The organism is Paenibacillus campinasensis, from assembly GCF_002272015.1.
GTDB lineage: Bacteria > Bacillota > Bacilli > Paenibacillales > Paenibacillaceae > Paenibacillus_AQ > Paenibacillus_AQ campinasensis.
The window spans coordinates 1-16691 of record NZ_NPBY01000005.1; the positions used below are offsets into that span (position 1 = coordinate 1).

General features: G+C 51.6%; 13 protein-coding genes, 1 tRNA gene and 2 pseudogenes. 11 read left to right on the plus strand and 5 right to left on the minus strand.

Translation table 11 applies throughout. The features are described from left to right. The first annotated feature begins 438 nt into the window (after positions 1 to 438). Both CHH67_RS26075 and CHH67_RS01565 read left to right on the plus strand, forming a co-directional pair. Positions 439 to 600 (plus strand): hypothetical protein, encoded by a 162-nt coding sequence (locus CHH67_RS26075; RefSeq protein WP_176475448.1) that lies wholly within the window; start codon positions 439 to 441, stop codon positions 598 to 600. 123 nt (positions 601 to 723) lie between these two features. After that, entirely contained in the window at positions 724 to 912 is a 189-nt protein-coding gene (locus tag CHH67_RS01565; protein ID WP_095263228.1) for a hypothetical protein, read from the plus strand. A 133-nt stretch (positions 913 to 1045) separates the two neighbouring features. Here the strand turns inward: CHH67_RS01565 and CHH67_RS01570 are convergent. The 3 genes and pseudogenes from CHH67_RS01570 to CHH67_RS01580 all read right to left on the minus strand — a co-directional run bounded on the left by CHH67_RS01570 (position 1046) and on the right by CHH67_RS01580 (position 3999). After that, a pseudogene (locus CHH67_RS01570) lies at positions 1046 to 2215 on the minus strand (MFS transporter). A gap of 221 nt (positions 2216 to 2436) precedes the next feature. Next, positions 2437 to 3053 (minus strand): annotated as a pseudogene (locus CHH67_RS01575) (TetR/AcrR family transcriptional regulator). A 184-nt stretch (positions 3054 to 3237) separates the two neighbouring features. Next, positions 3238 to 3999 (minus strand): polysaccharide deacetylase family protein, encoded by a 762-nt coding sequence (locus CHH67_RS01580; RefSeq protein WP_095263229.1) that lies wholly within the window; start codon positions 3997 to 3999, stop codon positions 3238 to 3240. A 318-nt stretch (positions 4000 to 4317) separates the two neighbouring features. Between CHH67_RS01580 and CHH67_RS01585 the strand changes: the two genes are divergently transcribed. The 3 genes from CHH67_RS01585 to CHH67_RS01595 all read left to right on the plus strand — a co-directional run bounded on the left by CHH67_RS01585 (position 4318) and on the right by CHH67_RS01595 (position 5656). Continuing rightward, positions 4318 to 4403: transfer RNA gene (locus CHH67_RS01585), tRNA-Leu, on the plus strand. A gap of 143 nt (positions 4404 to 4546) precedes the next feature. Then, a complete protein-coding gene (locus CHH67_RS01590) occupies positions 4547 to 5239 on the plus strand; it encodes a uracil-DNA glycosylase (RefSeq protein WP_095263230.1) in 693 nt (230 codons plus the stop codon). Between the two features lie 18 nt (positions 5240 to 5257). After that, on the plus strand, positions 5258 to 5656 hold the full coding sequence (locus tag CHH67_RS01595; RefSeq protein WP_095263231.1) for a hypothetical protein: 399 nt from the start codon (positions 5258 to 5260) through the stop codon (positions 5654 to 5656). Positions 5657 to 5731: 75 nt separating this feature from the next. Here the strand turns inward: CHH67_RS01595 and CHH67_RS01600 are convergent, their stop codons facing one another. Continuing rightward, positions 5732 to 6808: an AI-2E family transporter gene (locus CHH67_RS01600; protein ID WP_095263232.1), complete on the minus strand. Its 1077-nt coding sequence runs from the start codon at positions 6806 to 6808 to the stop codon at positions 5732 to 5734. A 90-nt stretch (positions 6809 to 6898) separates the two neighbouring features. Next, the gene (locus CHH67_RS01605; RefSeq protein WP_095263233.1) at positions 6899 to 7237 is read right to left on the minus strand and encodes a L,D-transpeptidase; all 339 of its coding nucleotides are present in this window, start codon (positions 7235 to 7237) and stop codon (positions 6899 to 6901) included. Between the two features lie 182 nt (positions 7238 to 7419). Here CHH67_RS01605 and CHH67_RS01610 point away from each other — a divergent pair, with 182 nt between their 5' ends. The 6 genes from CHH67_RS01610 to CHH67_RS01635 all read left to right on the plus strand — a co-directional run bounded on the left by CHH67_RS01610 (position 7420) and on the right by CHH67_RS01635 (position 16689). Further along, positions 7420 to 9243, plus strand: a complete 1824-nt coding sequence (locus CHH67_RS01610) for a cache domain-containing sensor histidine kinase (RefSeq protein ID WP_095263234.1) — start codon at positions 7420 to 7422, stop codon at positions 9241 to 9243. Then, positions 9236 to 10747, plus strand: a complete 1512-nt coding sequence (locus tag CHH67_RS01615; protein ID WP_095263235.1) for a response regulator transcription factor — start codon at positions 9236 to 9238, stop codon at positions 10745 to 10747. The genes CHH67_RS01610 and CHH67_RS01615 overlap by 8 nt, the downstream gene beginning before the upstream one ends. Positions 10748 to 10873: 126 nt before the next feature. Continuing rightward, positions 10874 to 12352, plus strand: coding sequence for an ABC transporter substrate-binding protein (locus tag CHH67_RS01620; protein WP_095263236.1), 1479 nt, complete (start codon positions 10874 to 10876; stop codon positions 12350 to 12352). Positions 12353 to 12484: 132 nt separating this feature from the next. Next, the gene (locus tag CHH67_RS01625) at positions 12485 to 13414 is read left to right on the plus strand and encodes an ABC transporter permease (protein WP_176475462.1); all 930 of its coding nucleotides are present in this window, start codon (positions 12485 to 12487) and stop codon (positions 13412 to 13414) included. 53 nt (positions 13415 to 13467) lie between these two features. Then, the gene (locus tag CHH67_RS01630) at positions 13468 to 14364 is read left to right on the plus strand and encodes a carbohydrate ABC transporter permease (protein ID WP_155617451.1); all 897 of its coding nucleotides are present in this window, start codon (positions 13468 to 13470) and stop codon (positions 14362 to 14364) included. A 27-nt stretch (positions 14365 to 14391) separates the two neighbouring features. Further along, entirely contained in the window at positions 14392 to 16689 is a 2298-nt protein-coding gene (locus tag CHH67_RS01635) for a glycoside hydrolase family 3 N-terminal domain-containing protein (protein WP_095263238.1), read from the plus strand. Positions 16690 to 16691 lie beyond the last annotated feature (2 nt).

Sequence of the window (16691 nt, forward strand, 5' to 3'; positions counted from 1 at the left end):
GTATATATCACTTGTATTACATGGTTTATTTACTTCTACATGGTTAATTATATCTTTAATTATTTTTTCGCGGTTGTGAGGCCGGAAGAACGATTGAGCGCTGGAGCCGGATTTATCGCTTTACTTGCAACATGTATGTACCCTTTTTATATTCTAATTGTTATCTTGCTCAGTCGAACTTCAAAGTTAAAGAATGAATGATCTGTTGCAACAATAAAATCCCGGCCTGCCGTAGTAACGGACTGCGGGATCGAGTCGATGTGATAGGGCCCACTTTCTCGAAAACCCTTGCGCCGCAAGGGTTTTCTTCTTTTGTCGGTTGATAGTTGGTAGTATGGACGTTTCGACGCTCGGAGTCGATCGAAAAAATGGTTTTGTTGGCCACTTTTTTAACATTTGTATGGTATGGAAACTAGGAGTAGCAGGGAGGGATGAGTCATGGGCGGCGAGTTTTATGTCGGCTGGGGAACGCTGGCTTTGATCAATGCGGGGCTTGCGCAAGGAAAAAACCGGAGCGGATTCAATTGGTTTCTGCTCTCCTTGCTGCTCGGTCCGGTGGCCACGTTTCTTATTGTTGTTTTTGATAAACTTGATCACTGAACGAATGAACGCTCGTTAACGAACCTGTACGGCCAGAGCGGCTGGATTTGAAATCATGGACGACATGCGATACAGTTTTAATTGAAGAATAGAATCAATCGAGTTCGGGACGGAGGATCATGAGTGTCGGAATGGGTGCTTAACCAGTCATGGGGATTGCCTGTATTGGCCGCCTTCCTGGCTGTCGTACTGGTGTTCGAGGCCAGGAAGGCGATCAAGGCTTACAAGGAGAAAAAAAGATTCGAGCTCGGCCTGGCGCTGTTCTTTGCGATCATTGCAGTTCTCGCATTGTTCGTGTTGCTGTATTATTAAAAGGGCTGCCTCTGTGAGAAACAGCCGGTAACGCCAAGCAAGCTGCCGAAGGAATTCCTTCAGGCAGTTTGCTTTTTTCATGGATGCTTATGGCCGTTGCTTTCAGCCCGAGCTCCTATAAGATACCCGCCTGTTATCCCTCCTGCGCGGCCGCTTCCGTGGCGGACCAAGCCCTGCCGGCCCGCAAGGCCAGGATGAAGCACAGGATCAGGACGATGGAGGCGGAAATGTAAGGGAAGTTGATGTCGATATCGAATAAATAACCGGCGACGAGCGGCCCCGCAATGTTTCCGAGGCTCGTATAGGCCGAGTTCAGTCCGGCCACGTAGCCCTGCTGATCCCGGGCCAGCTTCACATCTGTGTGCCGATCGCCGGGCGCAAAATATCGATCGACTGGAAGACCAGGAACGTCACCAGGAAGATCAGCCAGTATTTGTGCACGAACAAGGTGAGCAGGATGCACACCCCCGCGGTAATCAAGCTGGTCGTAATGACCCGCTTCTCGCCGAACCGGTTCAGGATCCAGCCGAAGATCGTGGCCTGGACTACGGCTCCGGAGATGGAACCGAACGTAATGATCAACGCGATGTCCGTCGGGGTAAAGCCGAATTTATGGTCAACAAACAGTCCGAATACCGTTTCGTAATTGGCCAGGCCAAAAGAGAGCACAAACACGATGATCAGGCTTAAAAAATACGGCTCCTGGTACGAGCGCAGCAGCTGGGCAACCAGGCTCTGCCGCCTTTCGAGGAACGGGTTCCGGGATGCTGCGCTCTCCTTGAATTGCTTGGAATCCGGCAGGAGCATGAGCGTGATCACCGCAGCAACAGCCCCTGCCACGGCCGCGGCGTAAAACGGGACGCGAATGCCGAATTCGGCAATAAAGCCCCCGATGCGGGGCCGATGATAAAGCCGGTTGTGATGGCCGCATTGATGAACCCCATGCCTTTGGCCCGCTCTTCATTCGACGTCACATCGGCGGTGTAGGCCATGACGGCAGGCATGATCAGCGCCGCACCGATGCCGCCGAGCATGCGGGAAGCGAACAGAAGGACGGGGGAGTTCGCTGCCCCGAACAACCATTCCGAAACGGCGAAGACGAGCATGCCGAAGATAATGATCCGCTTTCGTCCGATCGTATCGGACAGCCTGCCGGCCAGCGGCGAGAACAGCAGCTGGGTGAGCGAGAACGCTGCTACGAGCATGCCGACCGTACCTCCGCTGATGTTGAGCTCCGCCATATAGGTCGGCATGATCGGGATGACGAGCCGATGCCGGTAAAGACCAAAAATATATTAAACATGAGGAGCAAAATCGCTCCATTATTGCGCAGTAACCAGTGACATGATGATAGTTCCTACAAAAGATTAGAAAATTCAAGCTGCGTATCCGGTTATGAAATCACTCTTATACTGACCATTCGGTTTATATAGCTAAATCATCGTACAGCTGCTGTTCCCGACGCAAACGGACGGAGCGTGCATGTGGAAGAAAAGAGATGCGAAAAATGGAGGATAAGCGGTGCTAAGGAGAGGGAGAGATGGGCCAAACGTTATTTTTGGCGATGCCGTGAAGCAGCACCTGGATTGCCGAATGATAGATGGGCAATGCATCCGCCACCTGCGTCATTCGGGACATCTGGCTAAGGCCTCCGATCAAGCTTTCGAAGATAAAGGCCAAATGCGTAATGTTATGATTCTCGAATTCCCCGGATTCAATCCCCTGCCGCAGCAAATGCTGATTGAATGCCAAGCGTTTCTGGATGATCTCGGCAATCCGCTGCGAGGCATCTTCCGTTGCGGCCTCATTGTTCGTGATGAATTCATCCAGCGCCTTGGTGAAGGGATGGTTCAGATCGTCCCGTACCAGTTGCTCTGCCATCCCGAACAGCTTATCGGCGGTCGTGGCAAATTGATGCTCCTTGCTGTTCCACTTCTCCAGCCATTCCATTCCTCGATCAGATGCAGAAACAGGCCTTCCTTGCTTTTGAAATGATAATAAATATTCCCCTTGCTGCTGCCCGTTGCCTCGACAATATTCTCGATCGACGTCGATCGGTACCCTTTCTGCATGAACAGCGCCTTTGCGGCCTCCGCAATCCGTCGTTTGGTTTCTTCGCTTTGCTGCTGCTTTTTGTTCATGGTCACTCCCCTTTGCTTCCGATTCGTTCTGTCTTTTTTTGTATACTGAACGTTCGTTCTGTATCTTATCAATTGACTTAATAACAATCAAGAGATTTTGGGTTTGACCACAAGATCGGACCCCATGGTAAATAAACCGCTGCCGGGATGGCAGCGGTCATTACGGCTTCTCTGGACGAGGAACTTAGTGGTCGACCATGGACTTATGGGATTTATCCTGATAGGACAACAGTTCGGTTACGGTGACGAACGAGAAGCCGCGCTGCTTCAGCTCGGGAAGGATCGTCTTGAGCGCCTCGACCGTCTGGCTGCTGTTCGGGACATAATCATGCATGAGCACGATGTCTCCGTTGCGGGCGTTATTCAGCACTTTGCGCACGATGGCTTGAGCGCCGGGCTTCCGCCAATCGAGCGTGTCCTGATGCCAGGACCATAGCACCGTCAGCATGCCGATATCCTGGCTCGTATGGACGATCCCTTCGTTATAGCTTCCCCCGGGCGGACGAAAGAGGACGGATGTGAAACCTGAGGCGTTATAGATCGCATCCTGGGTGCGGCTCAGCTCATTCTTTAACTTCGCTGCAGCGATATGATGGAATGAGGGGTGGGTAAAGGAATGGTTGCCGATTTCATGCCCTTCGCCGATCGCCCTGGCGACGAGTTCGGGATGCTTCTCGACACGGCTTCCGACCACAAAAAAAGTGGCCTTGGCTTCATACTGTTTCAGCAGATCGAGAATTAGCCCCGTATTTTTCGGGTCTGGCCCGTCGTCAAACGTGAGGGCGATAACTTGCTTTTGCGTCGGCACTTCCCACACGATTTCGCCGCGTTCCTCGTAATAATCCCTGCCTTTGGTCGCGGAGGACATCGGCTCGGCAGCCGTGGATCCGTAGCAGGTTATCGATGCCGATAGGGCTAACAGCAAACTGATCGCAAATTTGTTCATGGCGTTATTGGTTCCTTTTCAAAAGTTCGATTGGCCGAGGCTGACTGGCAGCCATGCTTTCTTATCTTTTGGCAATTCCGTACGAATTATTCCAGAGCTCCCCGTAGATCGCCAAGGCGCAGCTGATGTGAAAAATGGTAGAATTCATATATTGACAGCGGCTGGCTAAACGTGGTATTATCAGCTTTGTCGCCAGAACGAAAAGGGCGTATCTGCAGTCTGCATATCATTCAGACAGTCAATACGAATCCTATGCGCTGTAAAGAGAAAAGCGTAGTGGCGTTTTGAAGCGATCATCGCGTGGATGCAGCGATATTTGCCGGGGTGGCGGAATTGGCAGACGCACAGGACTTAAAATCCTGCGGTAGGTGACTACCGTACCGGTTCGATCCCGGTCCTCGGCATTATAACTTGCGTCTGGTCATAAAGTAGGCTGGCCCCCTTGTGGGTCAGCCTATTTGTTATTCTGTGGTAATCCATCATCCTCTATGGATTAAGAAGTGTTACGGTTGATCTACCATTATTACATAGCAGGGGGAGAGGGGCCTTGAAGAGATTTCATAATGATTGGGACGATGTATTAAAAGAAGAAATGGACAAGCCGTATTTCAACGAGCTTCGGTACCGGATTGCGGAGGAATATTTAAGGTACACGGTATATCCGCCGAAGGAGGATATATTTACAGCGCTGAAGGAGACATCGTATGCTTCGACGAAAGTGGTCATTCTGGGGCAGGACCCCTATCATGGCAAGGGTCAGGCGCAGGGACTGAGCTTCTCTGTTCGGCCCGGGGTCGCAATTCCGCCATCGCTGCGAAACATTCATCAGGAGCTGGCCGAGGATGTTGGTGCCGAAATTCCCAAGCATGGATCGCTCAAGCACTGGGCAAGACAAGGAGTGCTGCTGCTTAACGCCGTATTGACCGTGCGGGAGGGACAGCCTAACTCTCATAAGGATCTGGGCTGGGAGACCTTCACCGACGCCATTATTTCGAAGCTTAACGAGCGGGAGCAGCCGGTGGTTTTCATATTGTGGGGCAGTTATGCCCAGAAAAAAGGGGCGTTTATCGACGGGAGCAGACATTGTGTGCTGAAGTCGCCTCATCCGAGTCCATTTGCTGCCCATAAAGGCTTTTTTGGCAGCCGCCCGTTCTCGAAGGCGAATGCTTTTCTGACCGAGAGAGGACTGGAGCCTGTTCGGTGGGAGCTTCCGCTTTCGCCTGAGCAAGGAGACGAATAAAACATAGAGGTGACCCATATGAAGCATTGGATTGGCCGTCATGTTGTCATTCAGCGTACAGATCATGCGATGACTACCGTTGAAGGCGTGCTCAAGGGCTGGGATACCGTTCAGGAAAAGGTCATCCTCGCTCCGGGCGATCTCGCCATACCGTTTCGCTCCATCCATCGAATCCGGCAGGCCGACTCGTCTGCAGCCTTGCATTCGATCGGTTACATCATCAGCCATAACATTCAATTTGACAATGCCATCTATTTCGGCTCATCCGTTATGATATGGAAAGGGAATCGTTTGGTAGCCGGGCATGCCATACTGACGGCGCATGATGAGCAGACGGTGACGTTATCCGACGGGCGGCGCCTGCTTAAGGATGAACATATATTCGTTGTGCGTTCATTAAGAGGACAAACGAAATAATTAAGAAGGTGTCCAAGCCTGTCGCATAGTTCGCATGCGGCCATCGGCAGTCAGACACCTTTTTTGTTTGCTTGCTTAGAGCCGTTCTATTCGGCGTGCGAGGAACAGCTCATACAATCGGACGACCACGATTTTGATCATAATATAGACCGGTATTGCAAGCAGCACACCCAGAAGACCGAAGAAATCGCCCCCGACCAGAATAAGCACAATTGTCGTTAAGGGGTGAATCTCCAGCTGGCGGCCGTAGATGACCGGCGTCAGAATATTATCCTGAATTTGCTGGGCAATGACGATCACAACCACAGACCAGAGAGCAATCGTAGGCGACTCGATAAAGCCTACAATGACGACGGGAATGGAGGCGAGAAATGCGCCTACATAAGGAATGAAATTGAGAAAAAAGGAGACGACAACCAGCAAAAGCGAATACGGCAGGCCTATGATTAAAAATCCGATATACATTAACACGCTCAGAATCAAATTCAGGATTACTTTGCCGATAATAAAATTGCTGAGTGCGTGATCGATATCGTCCAGCACCTCTTGTCCATCGTTCCGGTATCTTTTGGGGATGACAGCAAGCAGTCTGTCAGGCAGCTTGTTGCCTTCCTTCAGCATGTAATACAAGAAGATCGGCACCGTGGCAATAATAATCATTACACTCGACACCAGGCTGATCAGATGGGTGATCGAATTGCTGATCCAGGTCATCATACGGTTGATGGAATCGGTGATCGTGGTGGCCAGCTCCGATTCGGTCGGGATAAACCGGGACCAGGCAGGGTTTTGCTGCAGCTGCGAGATTTGATGCTGTACATCCTGCACGAGAAAAGGCGCATGCTCGATGAAAAGATCGATCTGCTCCCGGAGCGTCGGCCATACGACCGTGATGAAGATGGCACAGATTCCCCCGAAAACAAAATAGATCATCAGCACCGCGAGCGCGCGCTTGATCTTCTGGCGTTCTAAATAATCAACGATAGGACGCAGTAAATAATAGAAGAAACCGGCGATCGCCGTAGGGAAAATGAGCATTTTAACCATGGAGACGAAAGGCCGGAACAGAAAGCTGACCTTCGAACCAAGATAAAGGATCAGGAGCAAAGCCATAATCCCGAAACATGTTCTGAAATATTTGCTTTCCAGCATGGGAAATCCTCCTCCAGATGGGTGATGGCTTAATAGTTGTAACATTTGTATTTAACCCGTTTGGAGGAGGATGAAATCGGGGCGATAGCATCAAGGCCGGATGGTGACTTGGGTTTGTACCGGAACGAGGGCTGCCAACTGCACAACATCTTCGTTATGCATGCGTATACAGCCATGGGATACGGCTTTCCCGATAGAGGATGGATCATTCGTGCCGTGTATGCCATAATGCGGCTTGGACAGCCCGAGCCAGTAGGCTCCAAAAGGGCCACCGGGATTCGGTTGTTTGTTGACAATCAGATATGTGCCCGGCGGGGTTTCCGTCGCCATTTTCCCGATCGCAACCGGGAACTCGCGCACGACCCGATCACCATCCAAGAGGTACAGCCGGAAATCGGACAGATCTACGATGATGCGGTATTGTGGCATAAGTTTCACTCCTTCCGGTATTAACCTATGATGCCGGATGCGCCTGGGAACCCAGATACAGCTAAAATAGGCAAATTACAACTTCACCAGTTGGTAGAAATTTCATCGGAGGACAGCGGGCGACCGATGGTATATTTAAGGGACAGGCAAATTTAGGCTTGAAGCAGGAAGGGGGATTGGGAATGTCTCCTGCACGCTTTTATCGAAAATATATAAAGAGCAACATGTTTACCAAAATGCTGCTGACGATCTCGCTGATCGCGGTGCTGACCATCGTGACGTTATCGATTGTGATGTACTATTTTCTGTTTCAGTCTGCGGTCAGCAGCGAGCTCGACATCCAGCGCGGGGCGGTGGAGCGGGTCGAACGCAGCGTCAACAGTAAATATGAGAATGTGCAGTCCTATGTCAACGAGCTGTACCGGAACTCCTCGCTTGGCATTGACACATCGTACTTCTTGATGAATACATTCAATGAATATATGGCCAAACGCATGAGCCGGATTGCGGACAACGTACAGGCCAACACAGACAGCGTGCTGGCTTATTTCAAGCAGAGAATCGATGATGATCCGGATATCGAGAATATTATGCTGTACAGTGCCGAGCAGCAGTATATGTATGTCTACAAGCAAGGCAGCATGACCAGGTTATATCCAGCCAATGCCACCCACTCGTACATCCCGGATGTGATGGCCATGGAGAGTCAGAGCGTGACGCTTCCGAATCTGTGGATTCGCAAATTGACCGGAGAGCCCGAAATGCCGTTATATTCGATTCGCGTGCCAATCAACGATATGAGCACCTACAAAAATCTGGGGCAACTGCTTGTGTTCTATCGCACGGATGCCATCAACTCCGTCCTGCAAGGACAAGAGGAGCCGATGAAGGGATTTGTGATGGTGATGTCGGGGGATGGACGGGTGCTGTTTGATTCTTCCGGCAGATATTATGGCGAAAAATATATGTACGCAGACCGGCTCGTCCAATCCAAAGGAACGGTGGATCTGGGCGAGGAATCTTATGTCACAACATCCGCCCACAGTCAGGCGGGTTATACGGTAGTCGGGATTACGCCTAAACGAGAAATTTCGGAATCCCTGCAAGGTCTTAAAAATACGATTATCATCGTTGCCGCAGTGTGCATTGTGGTAGCCGTGTCGATTCCCTCGCTTGTCATTGTCAATTACTCACGCCGGACGGATAACATTATCCGGTTTATGCGCAAGGTGGAAAAAGGGGAGTTTGTTGCCCGGATGCAGGATTCCAAGGATGACCAGCTGGGCCAGATCGCGAGCAGCTTCAACGAGATGCTGGACGAATTGACGCGGTATATCGATAAGGTCTATAAAGCGGAGATCAACCAGAAGAATGCCGAGCTGGCTGCTTTGCAGGCACGAATCAATCCGCATTTTCTGTACAATACGCTGGAGGTCATCCGAATGCGGGCGCTGTCACAGGGAGCGCAGGACGTGGGCGATATGATCTACAGCCTGTCCATGCTGTTCAGAAATATCGTTCAGCACAAATCCTGCTACACGCTCAAGGATGAGTTGGAAGCGTGTCGCCTGTATCTGGAGCTGTTCCGGATCCGCTATAAGGATAAATTCATATACAAGATGCACTGTGACGAGGGCATCAAGTCTGTACAGATGATCAAAATGACGCTGCAGCCGCTCATCGAGAACTATATCGTTCATGGTTTGCGGAGCGAGCGGGACGATAATTGGCTGACGATTACGGCCGTTCAGAAGGGGGATGCCGTGCATATTGAGATTGTAGATAACGGCCGGGGCATCGAACCCGAGGAGCTGGAGGAGATTAACAACCGGCTGCAGCTGGCCGAGACGAGCGGGGAATCGTTCGGGATTCGGAGCGTTCATGAGCGTCTGAAGCTGACTTACGGCAGCGCTTACGGCATGGACATCCAGAGCGAGCCGGATGCGGGAACGGTGGTAACCGTCAAATTGCCGATCATGAACGAGGGGGAGGAGCGCGATGTATAAGGTTTTTATTGTAGACGACGAGCCGTTTATCATCGAGGGTCTGTACGATGTGGTGGACTGGGCTAAATACGGCATGGAGATTGTTGGCCATGCGGAGAACGGGCGGCAGGCACTGGAGAGAATGTCCGTCGTGCCGGTGGACATTCTGGTGACCGATATCTCCATGCCTGTCATGACCGGGCTTGAACTGATCGAGGAAGCGCGCAAGCTGAACGCCGAGCTGAAGGTGATCGTGCTCAGTGGATTTGACGATTTTGCATACCTGAAGGAAGGGCTTCGACTTGGCATTGAGAATTATCTGCTCAAGCCGATCAATTTGAGGGAGCTGGAGGAAACGCTGGTCAGCACAACGGACAAGATGAATAAGTCCCGCCAGGAGATGCGGCTGGATGAATACGATATTCATATTTTGCGCAGTAATATTTTGTACCGCTGGATCACGGACCGGATCGAACCGAAGGAACTGGAGGAACGGGCAGCTCTGCTCGGACTCGACCTGAACCAGCCCTATGTGATGGTGGCCATCGTCAGGGCCGAGTTTGCCCCGATTGAAAGCAGCCTGTATCAGCTGGCCGAGCAAGAGTCCGGCGTGCTCTATTTCCGGGATCATGACGGGGACCATGTCGTTATTTTTATGATGAAGGACCCTGACACCGACAAGGCCCGGGCGATTCGTCTGCTTCAGCAGGTGCGGGGGCAGTGCTTCGAGGATGAACTGTCCATTTCGCTCGGAAGCGTGGAGAGCCTTGGCGGGCGTTATACCGACAGCTATCTTCATGCGAAGGAAGCCCAGGAGTACTATCTGGTGCTGGAGCAGCCTTCCTATGTGGACTATGTGGATGTACAGGCGAAGAAGGGAGAAGCTTCGCTCTCCTATAGCATCGACTGGCCGGAATATGCGAAAGGAATTGCCGCACGGGACAAGGAGGTGTTGTTTCAGCTCATTGACAGTGACTTTGATCGATTGCGTCATATGCCCGGCATGACACCGACGATTCTGAAGAGCATTGCGGTAGAGATGGTCATCCGGCTAAAGCTGGAATTGAATGACATCCAGTATACGGCAGCGCCTGATTTTCTGAAAAATACAGTGTCGGACATTATGGAATCCGTCTCCATCGACGCCCTCATTACCGCGGTGAAGGACGGCGTTGGCGGTCTGGTCGATTCTCTGAACCATGATGTGAAAAGCCCGGTCATCCAGCAGATCCTGCATCATATCCAGCAGCACTTTCATGAGGACTTGTCGCTGAAGGCGCTTGGCGCGGACTATCATATACACCCGGTGTACCTCGGGCATCTGTTCCATAAAGAGACGGGCGAGAGCTTTACGGAGTATATTAACCGGTACCGTATTGACAGGGCCAAGGACCTGCTGCGCCATACGCCAATGAAGGTTCAGGACATCGCCAAAAGTGTAGGCTATTGGGAAACCGGTTACTTTTACAAACAGTTCAAAAAATTTGTTGGCTTATCACCAAGAGATTTTAGAGGAATGCTCTGATTTGTAGAATCAGAGTTTTTTCTTTATTTTCACCATAATACCTTTAATTTTTCGCCTATGTGAAAATGCTTTCATCCTATAACCTTATAGGTGTAGAGACAACTGGAATCAAAAGGGAGGATAAACATGAGTAAATTGAAAAAGAAATGGCTCCTGCCGCTGACACTGCTATTGTCTGCATCCATGCTGCTGTCCGCTTGCGGAGGAAGCAAAAGCGAGAGCGCGGGGACCGGCGGGGGAACAGCCGAGAAACCGGTTGAGCTGATCTGGTACACGATCGGAGCTCCTCAGAAAGACCTTGGTAAGGTCGTAGAGGAAATCAATAAATACACAGCTGAGAAAATCGGTGTTACCGTCGACATGAAGATGATCGATTTCGGTGACTACAACCAGAAGATGCAAGTGATGGCTGCTTCCGGTGAGCCAATGGACATTCTGTTCACCAGCTCCTGGGCATTCGACTATGTGCAAAACGCACGTAAAGGCGCATTCATGCAGCTGGACGAGCTGATCGAATCTCATGGACAAGGCATTAAAGAGGTGATCGATCCAGCGTTCCTGGAAGGCTCCAAAGTAGACGGACATAACTATGCGATTCCGGCAAACAAAGAGCTTCCTGCGCAAGAGGTGTGGCGCTTTAACAAAAACCTGCTGGACAAATATAACCTGGATATCTCCAACGTAAGATCCATGGAGAGTCTCGAGCCGCTGCTCAAGACGATCAAGGAGAACGAACCGAACGTCGTTCCTTTTGCCATCGGCAAAGACTTCACTCCTTTGCTTCCATTTGACTACATCATCGAGAAAATGCCGATGGCCGTGTACCTGGATGACAACGAAGAGCTGAAGGTTGTCAACTTCCTGGAAATGCCAGAAACATTGGAAACACTGAAACTGATGAACAAGTATTACAAAGCCGGCTACATCTCTCCTGAAGCCGCTACAACGACTTCGACCCAGGATTTGATGACTTCCGGCAACTGGTTCGTGGACCGTGCGGCAACCCAGCCATTCGCGGATAACCTGTGGACTCAAAGCTACGGCTACCCTGTCGTATCGACGCCTGCAGGCGATGCAACGATCTTCAACTGGTCGGTAATGGGTTCGATGCAAGCGATCTCAGCAAACTCCAAGTATCCTGAGAAGGCGATGGAATTCCTGAATCTGCTCAACACCGACGTATATCTTCGGAACCTGGTTGATTCCGGTATCGAGGATGTTCACTACAAGAAGCTGAGCGAGAACGTGGCGGAGAACCTGCCAGAAGCTAAAAACTATGATATGCCTACGTTCGCACTGGGCAACGTCATGCTGACTTATCTGAATCCGGAAGATCCGGAGAACAAGTGGGAAGAGTTCAAGAAGTTCAATGAGTCCGGCGTTCCGGCTCCGCTCCTTGGTTTCAACTTCGACCCTAGCAATGTTTCGACGGAGCTTGCTGCTGTCAACAACGTAAAAGAAGAATTCTGGTCCCCGCTTATGACAGGTACGGTTGATCCGGAAGAATTCCTGCCAAGAGCGATCGAGAAGCTGAATGCAGCAGGTCTTGACAAAATCATCGCAGAAGCACAGAGCCAAATTGACGCTTGGAAAGAAATCAAGTAATAGCAATGCCTGAGGTCAGCCTCCTTCGGGGAGGCTCACCGATTGGGTATGGACAAGGACAGGGCGGCTGAAATGGACCGCCCTTCTTTTGTTCATGGATGTACTTCACGAGGAGGGGTAAGCGTGAGAGCGATCGGACAGTTTTTTAAAAATATTATGACCAACAAAGCCATGCTGTTCATGGTTCTGCCGGGGACGATATGGTTCCTCTTATTCTCATATTTGCCCATGTTCGGGACGATCATCGCATTTAAGGAATACCGTTTCAGCCGCGACGGCTTCTGGGCGAGCATCGTAAACAGCAAATGGGTAGGTTTTGACAACTTCAAGTTTCTGTTCAGCACCAATGACGCTTATATCATTACGCGAAATACGGTGCTCTATAACTTTACGTTTATCATTCTCGGCCTGATATTTGCCGTGGCGCTTGCCATCGTGCTTTCCGAGATTGCCAACAAAAAACTGGCGAAAGTATATCAAACCGGAATGTTCTTGCCGTACTTCCTGTCATGGGTTATTGTCGGCTATTTTGTGTTTAGCTTCCTGAGCATGGACAAAGGGATGCTGAACCAGATTCTCGGATGGTTTGGGGCAGAGCCGATTCAATGGTATTCGGAAGCCAAGTATTGGCCGGTTATTCTGACATTGATCAGCTTATGGAAGGTGATCGGCTACAACAGCGTCGTATATCTGGCCGCCATAATGGGGATTGACAGATCGTTGTACGAGGCGGCGATGATCGACGGGGCGAATAAATGGCAGCAGATCAAAGCCATCACGCTTCCGATGCTGAAACCATTGATGACGATCCTTACGCTTCTTGCGATCGGTAAAATCTTCTATGCGGACTTTGGTCTCTTCTATCAAGTTCCGAGAGATTCGGGAACGCTGTATTCCGTCACGAACGTTATCGATACCTACGTGTACCGCGGTCTGAAGACAACTGGCGAGATTGGCATGAGTACCGCCGCTGGTCTGTACCAATCGGTCGTCGGCTTCATTCTGGTCATCTTCTCCAACTATATCGTTCGTAAATATGACCGGGATAATGCGCTGTTCTAATCGGTCGGTCTACCAAGAAGGAGGTATGTGATGTGTTCAAATCGAAAAGCAAGATGAAGGATTTCCATCAGCTTTCATTCGGGTGGAACATTGTGTTCAACCTGATTGCCGGTATATTTGCATTTCTGTGCGTGTTTCCGTTCCTATTTGTGACGATCATTTCTTTCACGGACGAAACGACGCTGGCTCGAAACGGCTATCAAATCTGGCCGGAACAATGGAGCCTTGAGGCCTACCGCTACGTATTCCAGACAGGCGATGCGCTGCTTCGCTCTTACGGCGTGACGATCTTCGTTACGGTTGTCGGCACACTGCTTAGCTTGTTCATTATTTCGCTGTACGCTTACGCGATTTCGAGAAAATCGTTCCGCTACCGGAATTTCTTCTCGTTTTTCGCCTTCTTCACGATGTTGTTCAACGGCGGTCTCGTGCCGACTTACATCGTGGCCACGCAGCTGCTGGGTCTGAAAGATTCGATTTGGGCCTTGATTTTGCCGCTGGCGCTTAATGCGTTCTATATTATGATCCTGCGCACGTTCTATAGCACAAGCGTACCGGATGCGATTATCGAGTCCGGCAAAATTGACGGTGCGAGTGAGTTTAAGATTTTCTACAAGCTGGTGCTGCCATTGTCGCTGCCGGGTCTGGCTACGATCGGTCTTTTCAGCACTTTGGGCTACTGGAACGATTGGTTTAATGCCTTGCTGTATATCGATGATCCGAACCTCGTTCCGCTGCAATCGATGCTGATGCGGATTGAGACGAGCATGCAGTTCATTCTGCAGAATTCCCATAATTCTTCGCTGAGCATGCAAGCTCTGCAAAGCTTGCCGCAAGACACGTCACGCATGGCGATGGTTGTGCTGGCAACGGGGCCGATCATTCTCGCTTATCCGTTCTTCCAGCGCTATTTCATCCAAGGTCTGACCATCGGTGCGGTAAAAGAATAATGGCTTAAGCTACCCGGAGGGGATAACATGACATACAAAGATGCTAGCAAACCGATTGATGAGCGGGTCGAGAATCTCTTGGGCCTGATGACACTGAAAGAAAAGATCGGACAACTCATTCAGCCGTTCGGCTGGGAGACTTACGAGGTGAAGGACGGCAAAGTCGTCTTGACCGAGCAGTTTCAGCAACAAGTAAAAGATAGCGGCGTAGGTTCCCTGTACGGGACCCTGCGCGCTGACCCATGGACCGGTGTAACGCTTGAAACCGGTCTTTCTCCGCGTGAAGGCGCAGTGGCCGTAAACGAGATTCAGCGCTTCGCCATCGAGGAGTCGAGACTGGGCATTCCGATCTTGATCGGAGAGGAATGCTCCCACGGGCACATGGCGATCGGAGCGACGGTCTTCCCTGTGCCGCTGTCCATCGGCAGCACTTGGAACGTCGATCTGTACCGCGAGATGTGCCGGGCGGTCGCGCTGGAAACGCGCAGCCAGGGCGGCGCCGTGACCTACTCGCCCGTGCTGGATGTCGTGCGCGACCCGAGATGGGGACGCACGGAGGAATGCTTCGGCGAGGATCCTTATCTGATCGGCGAGTTTGCTGTTGCGTCTGTGGAAGGGCTGCAGGGAGAGCGGCTCGACAGCGATCATAGCGTAGCTGCGACACTGAAGCATTTTGTCGGGTATGGAAGCTCTGAGGGCGGCAGAAACGCAGGTCCTGTTCATATGGGAATGCGCGAGCTGCTGGAGGTGGATATGTATCCGTTCAAGAAGGCGGTCGAAGCCGGGGCAGCCTCCATTATGCCCGCCTACAACGAGATCGACGGTGTTCCATGTACCGTCAACAGCGAGCTGCTGGAGGACATCGTGCGTCAGGAGTGGGGCTTCGAAGGGATGGTTATCACCGATTGCGGAGCGATTGATATGGTGGCTTCCGGTCATGATACGGCTGAAGACGGCATGGATGCTGCCGTTCAGGCAATCGAGGCCGGCATTGATATGGAGATGTCGGGCGTCATGTTCGGCAAGCATTTGCTGGCTGCTGCAGCGTCCGGGCGACTGGATGTGTCGGTCATTGACCAGGCTGTGCGCCGCGTGCTGACGCTGAAGTTCAAGCTTGGCTTGTTCGAGAAGCCTTATGTCGATCCGCAGGTGGCCGAGCGTGTAATTGGCAGCAAGGAGCATAAGGAGCTGGCCAGACAGCTTGCTGCTGAAGGCATCGTTCTGCTCAAGAACGAGCACCAAACGCTTCCGCTTGCCAAGGATAACGGCATCATCGCGGTCATCGGACCCAATGCCAATCAGGGCTACAACCAGCTCGGTGATTATACCTCACCGCAGCCGCCATCCAGCGTCACGACCGTGCTCGAGGGCATTCGCGCCAAGCTGGGACATGAGCCGGACCGGGTGCTGTATGCGCCGGGCTGCCGGATCAAGGATGATTCCAGAGAAGGCTTCGATTATGCGCTGAGCTGTGCCGAGCAGGCGGACACGGTAGTGCTCGTGCTTGGCGGATCAAGCGCTCGCGATTTCGGGGAAGGGACGATTGATCTTCGCACCGGAGCCTCCAAGGTGACGGATGATGCATACAGCGACATGGACTGCGGCGAAGGAATCGACCGGATGACACTTCAGCTCTCCGGCGTTCAGCTTGAGCTGGCTCAGGAAATTCACAAGCTGGGCAAGCGGCTGGTGGTTGTCTATATCAATGGCCGTCCAGTGGCGGAGCCGTGGATTGATGAGCATGCAGATGCGATTCTGGAAGCGTGGTATCCGGGGCAAGAGGGCGGACATGCCGTTGCCGACATTGTGTTCGGCGATGTCAATCCGTCCGGCAGGCTGACGATTTCGGTGCCGAAGCATGTCGGGCAACTGCCGGTGTATTATAACGCCAAAAGATCCCGGGGCAAACGGTACTTGGAAGAAAATTCAGAGCCGCGCTATCCGTTTGGATACGGGCTTAGCTATACGCAATTCACCTACTCTGATATTCGCATTTCGGATGAAGTGATCGGAGTAAACGGTTCGGCGGTGGTTTCCGTTCAGGTGGAGAACAGTGGCGACCGGGAAGGGGCCGAGGTTGTTCAGCTCTACGTCAGCGACGTGAAGAGCCGGTATACCCGTCCGGCCAAGGAGCTGAAAGGCTTCCGCAAAATCCGGCTGCAGCCGGGCGAAAAGCAGATTGTTGAATTTCACATCGGAGCAGAGCAGCTCCAGTATGTCGGACAGAACTACAAGCAGGTAGTGGAACCCGGGTTATTCCGCATTATGATTGGCGGCAATGTCGAGGAGACGCTCAGTGTGGATCTGACGGTGAAGGAGGATTAAGC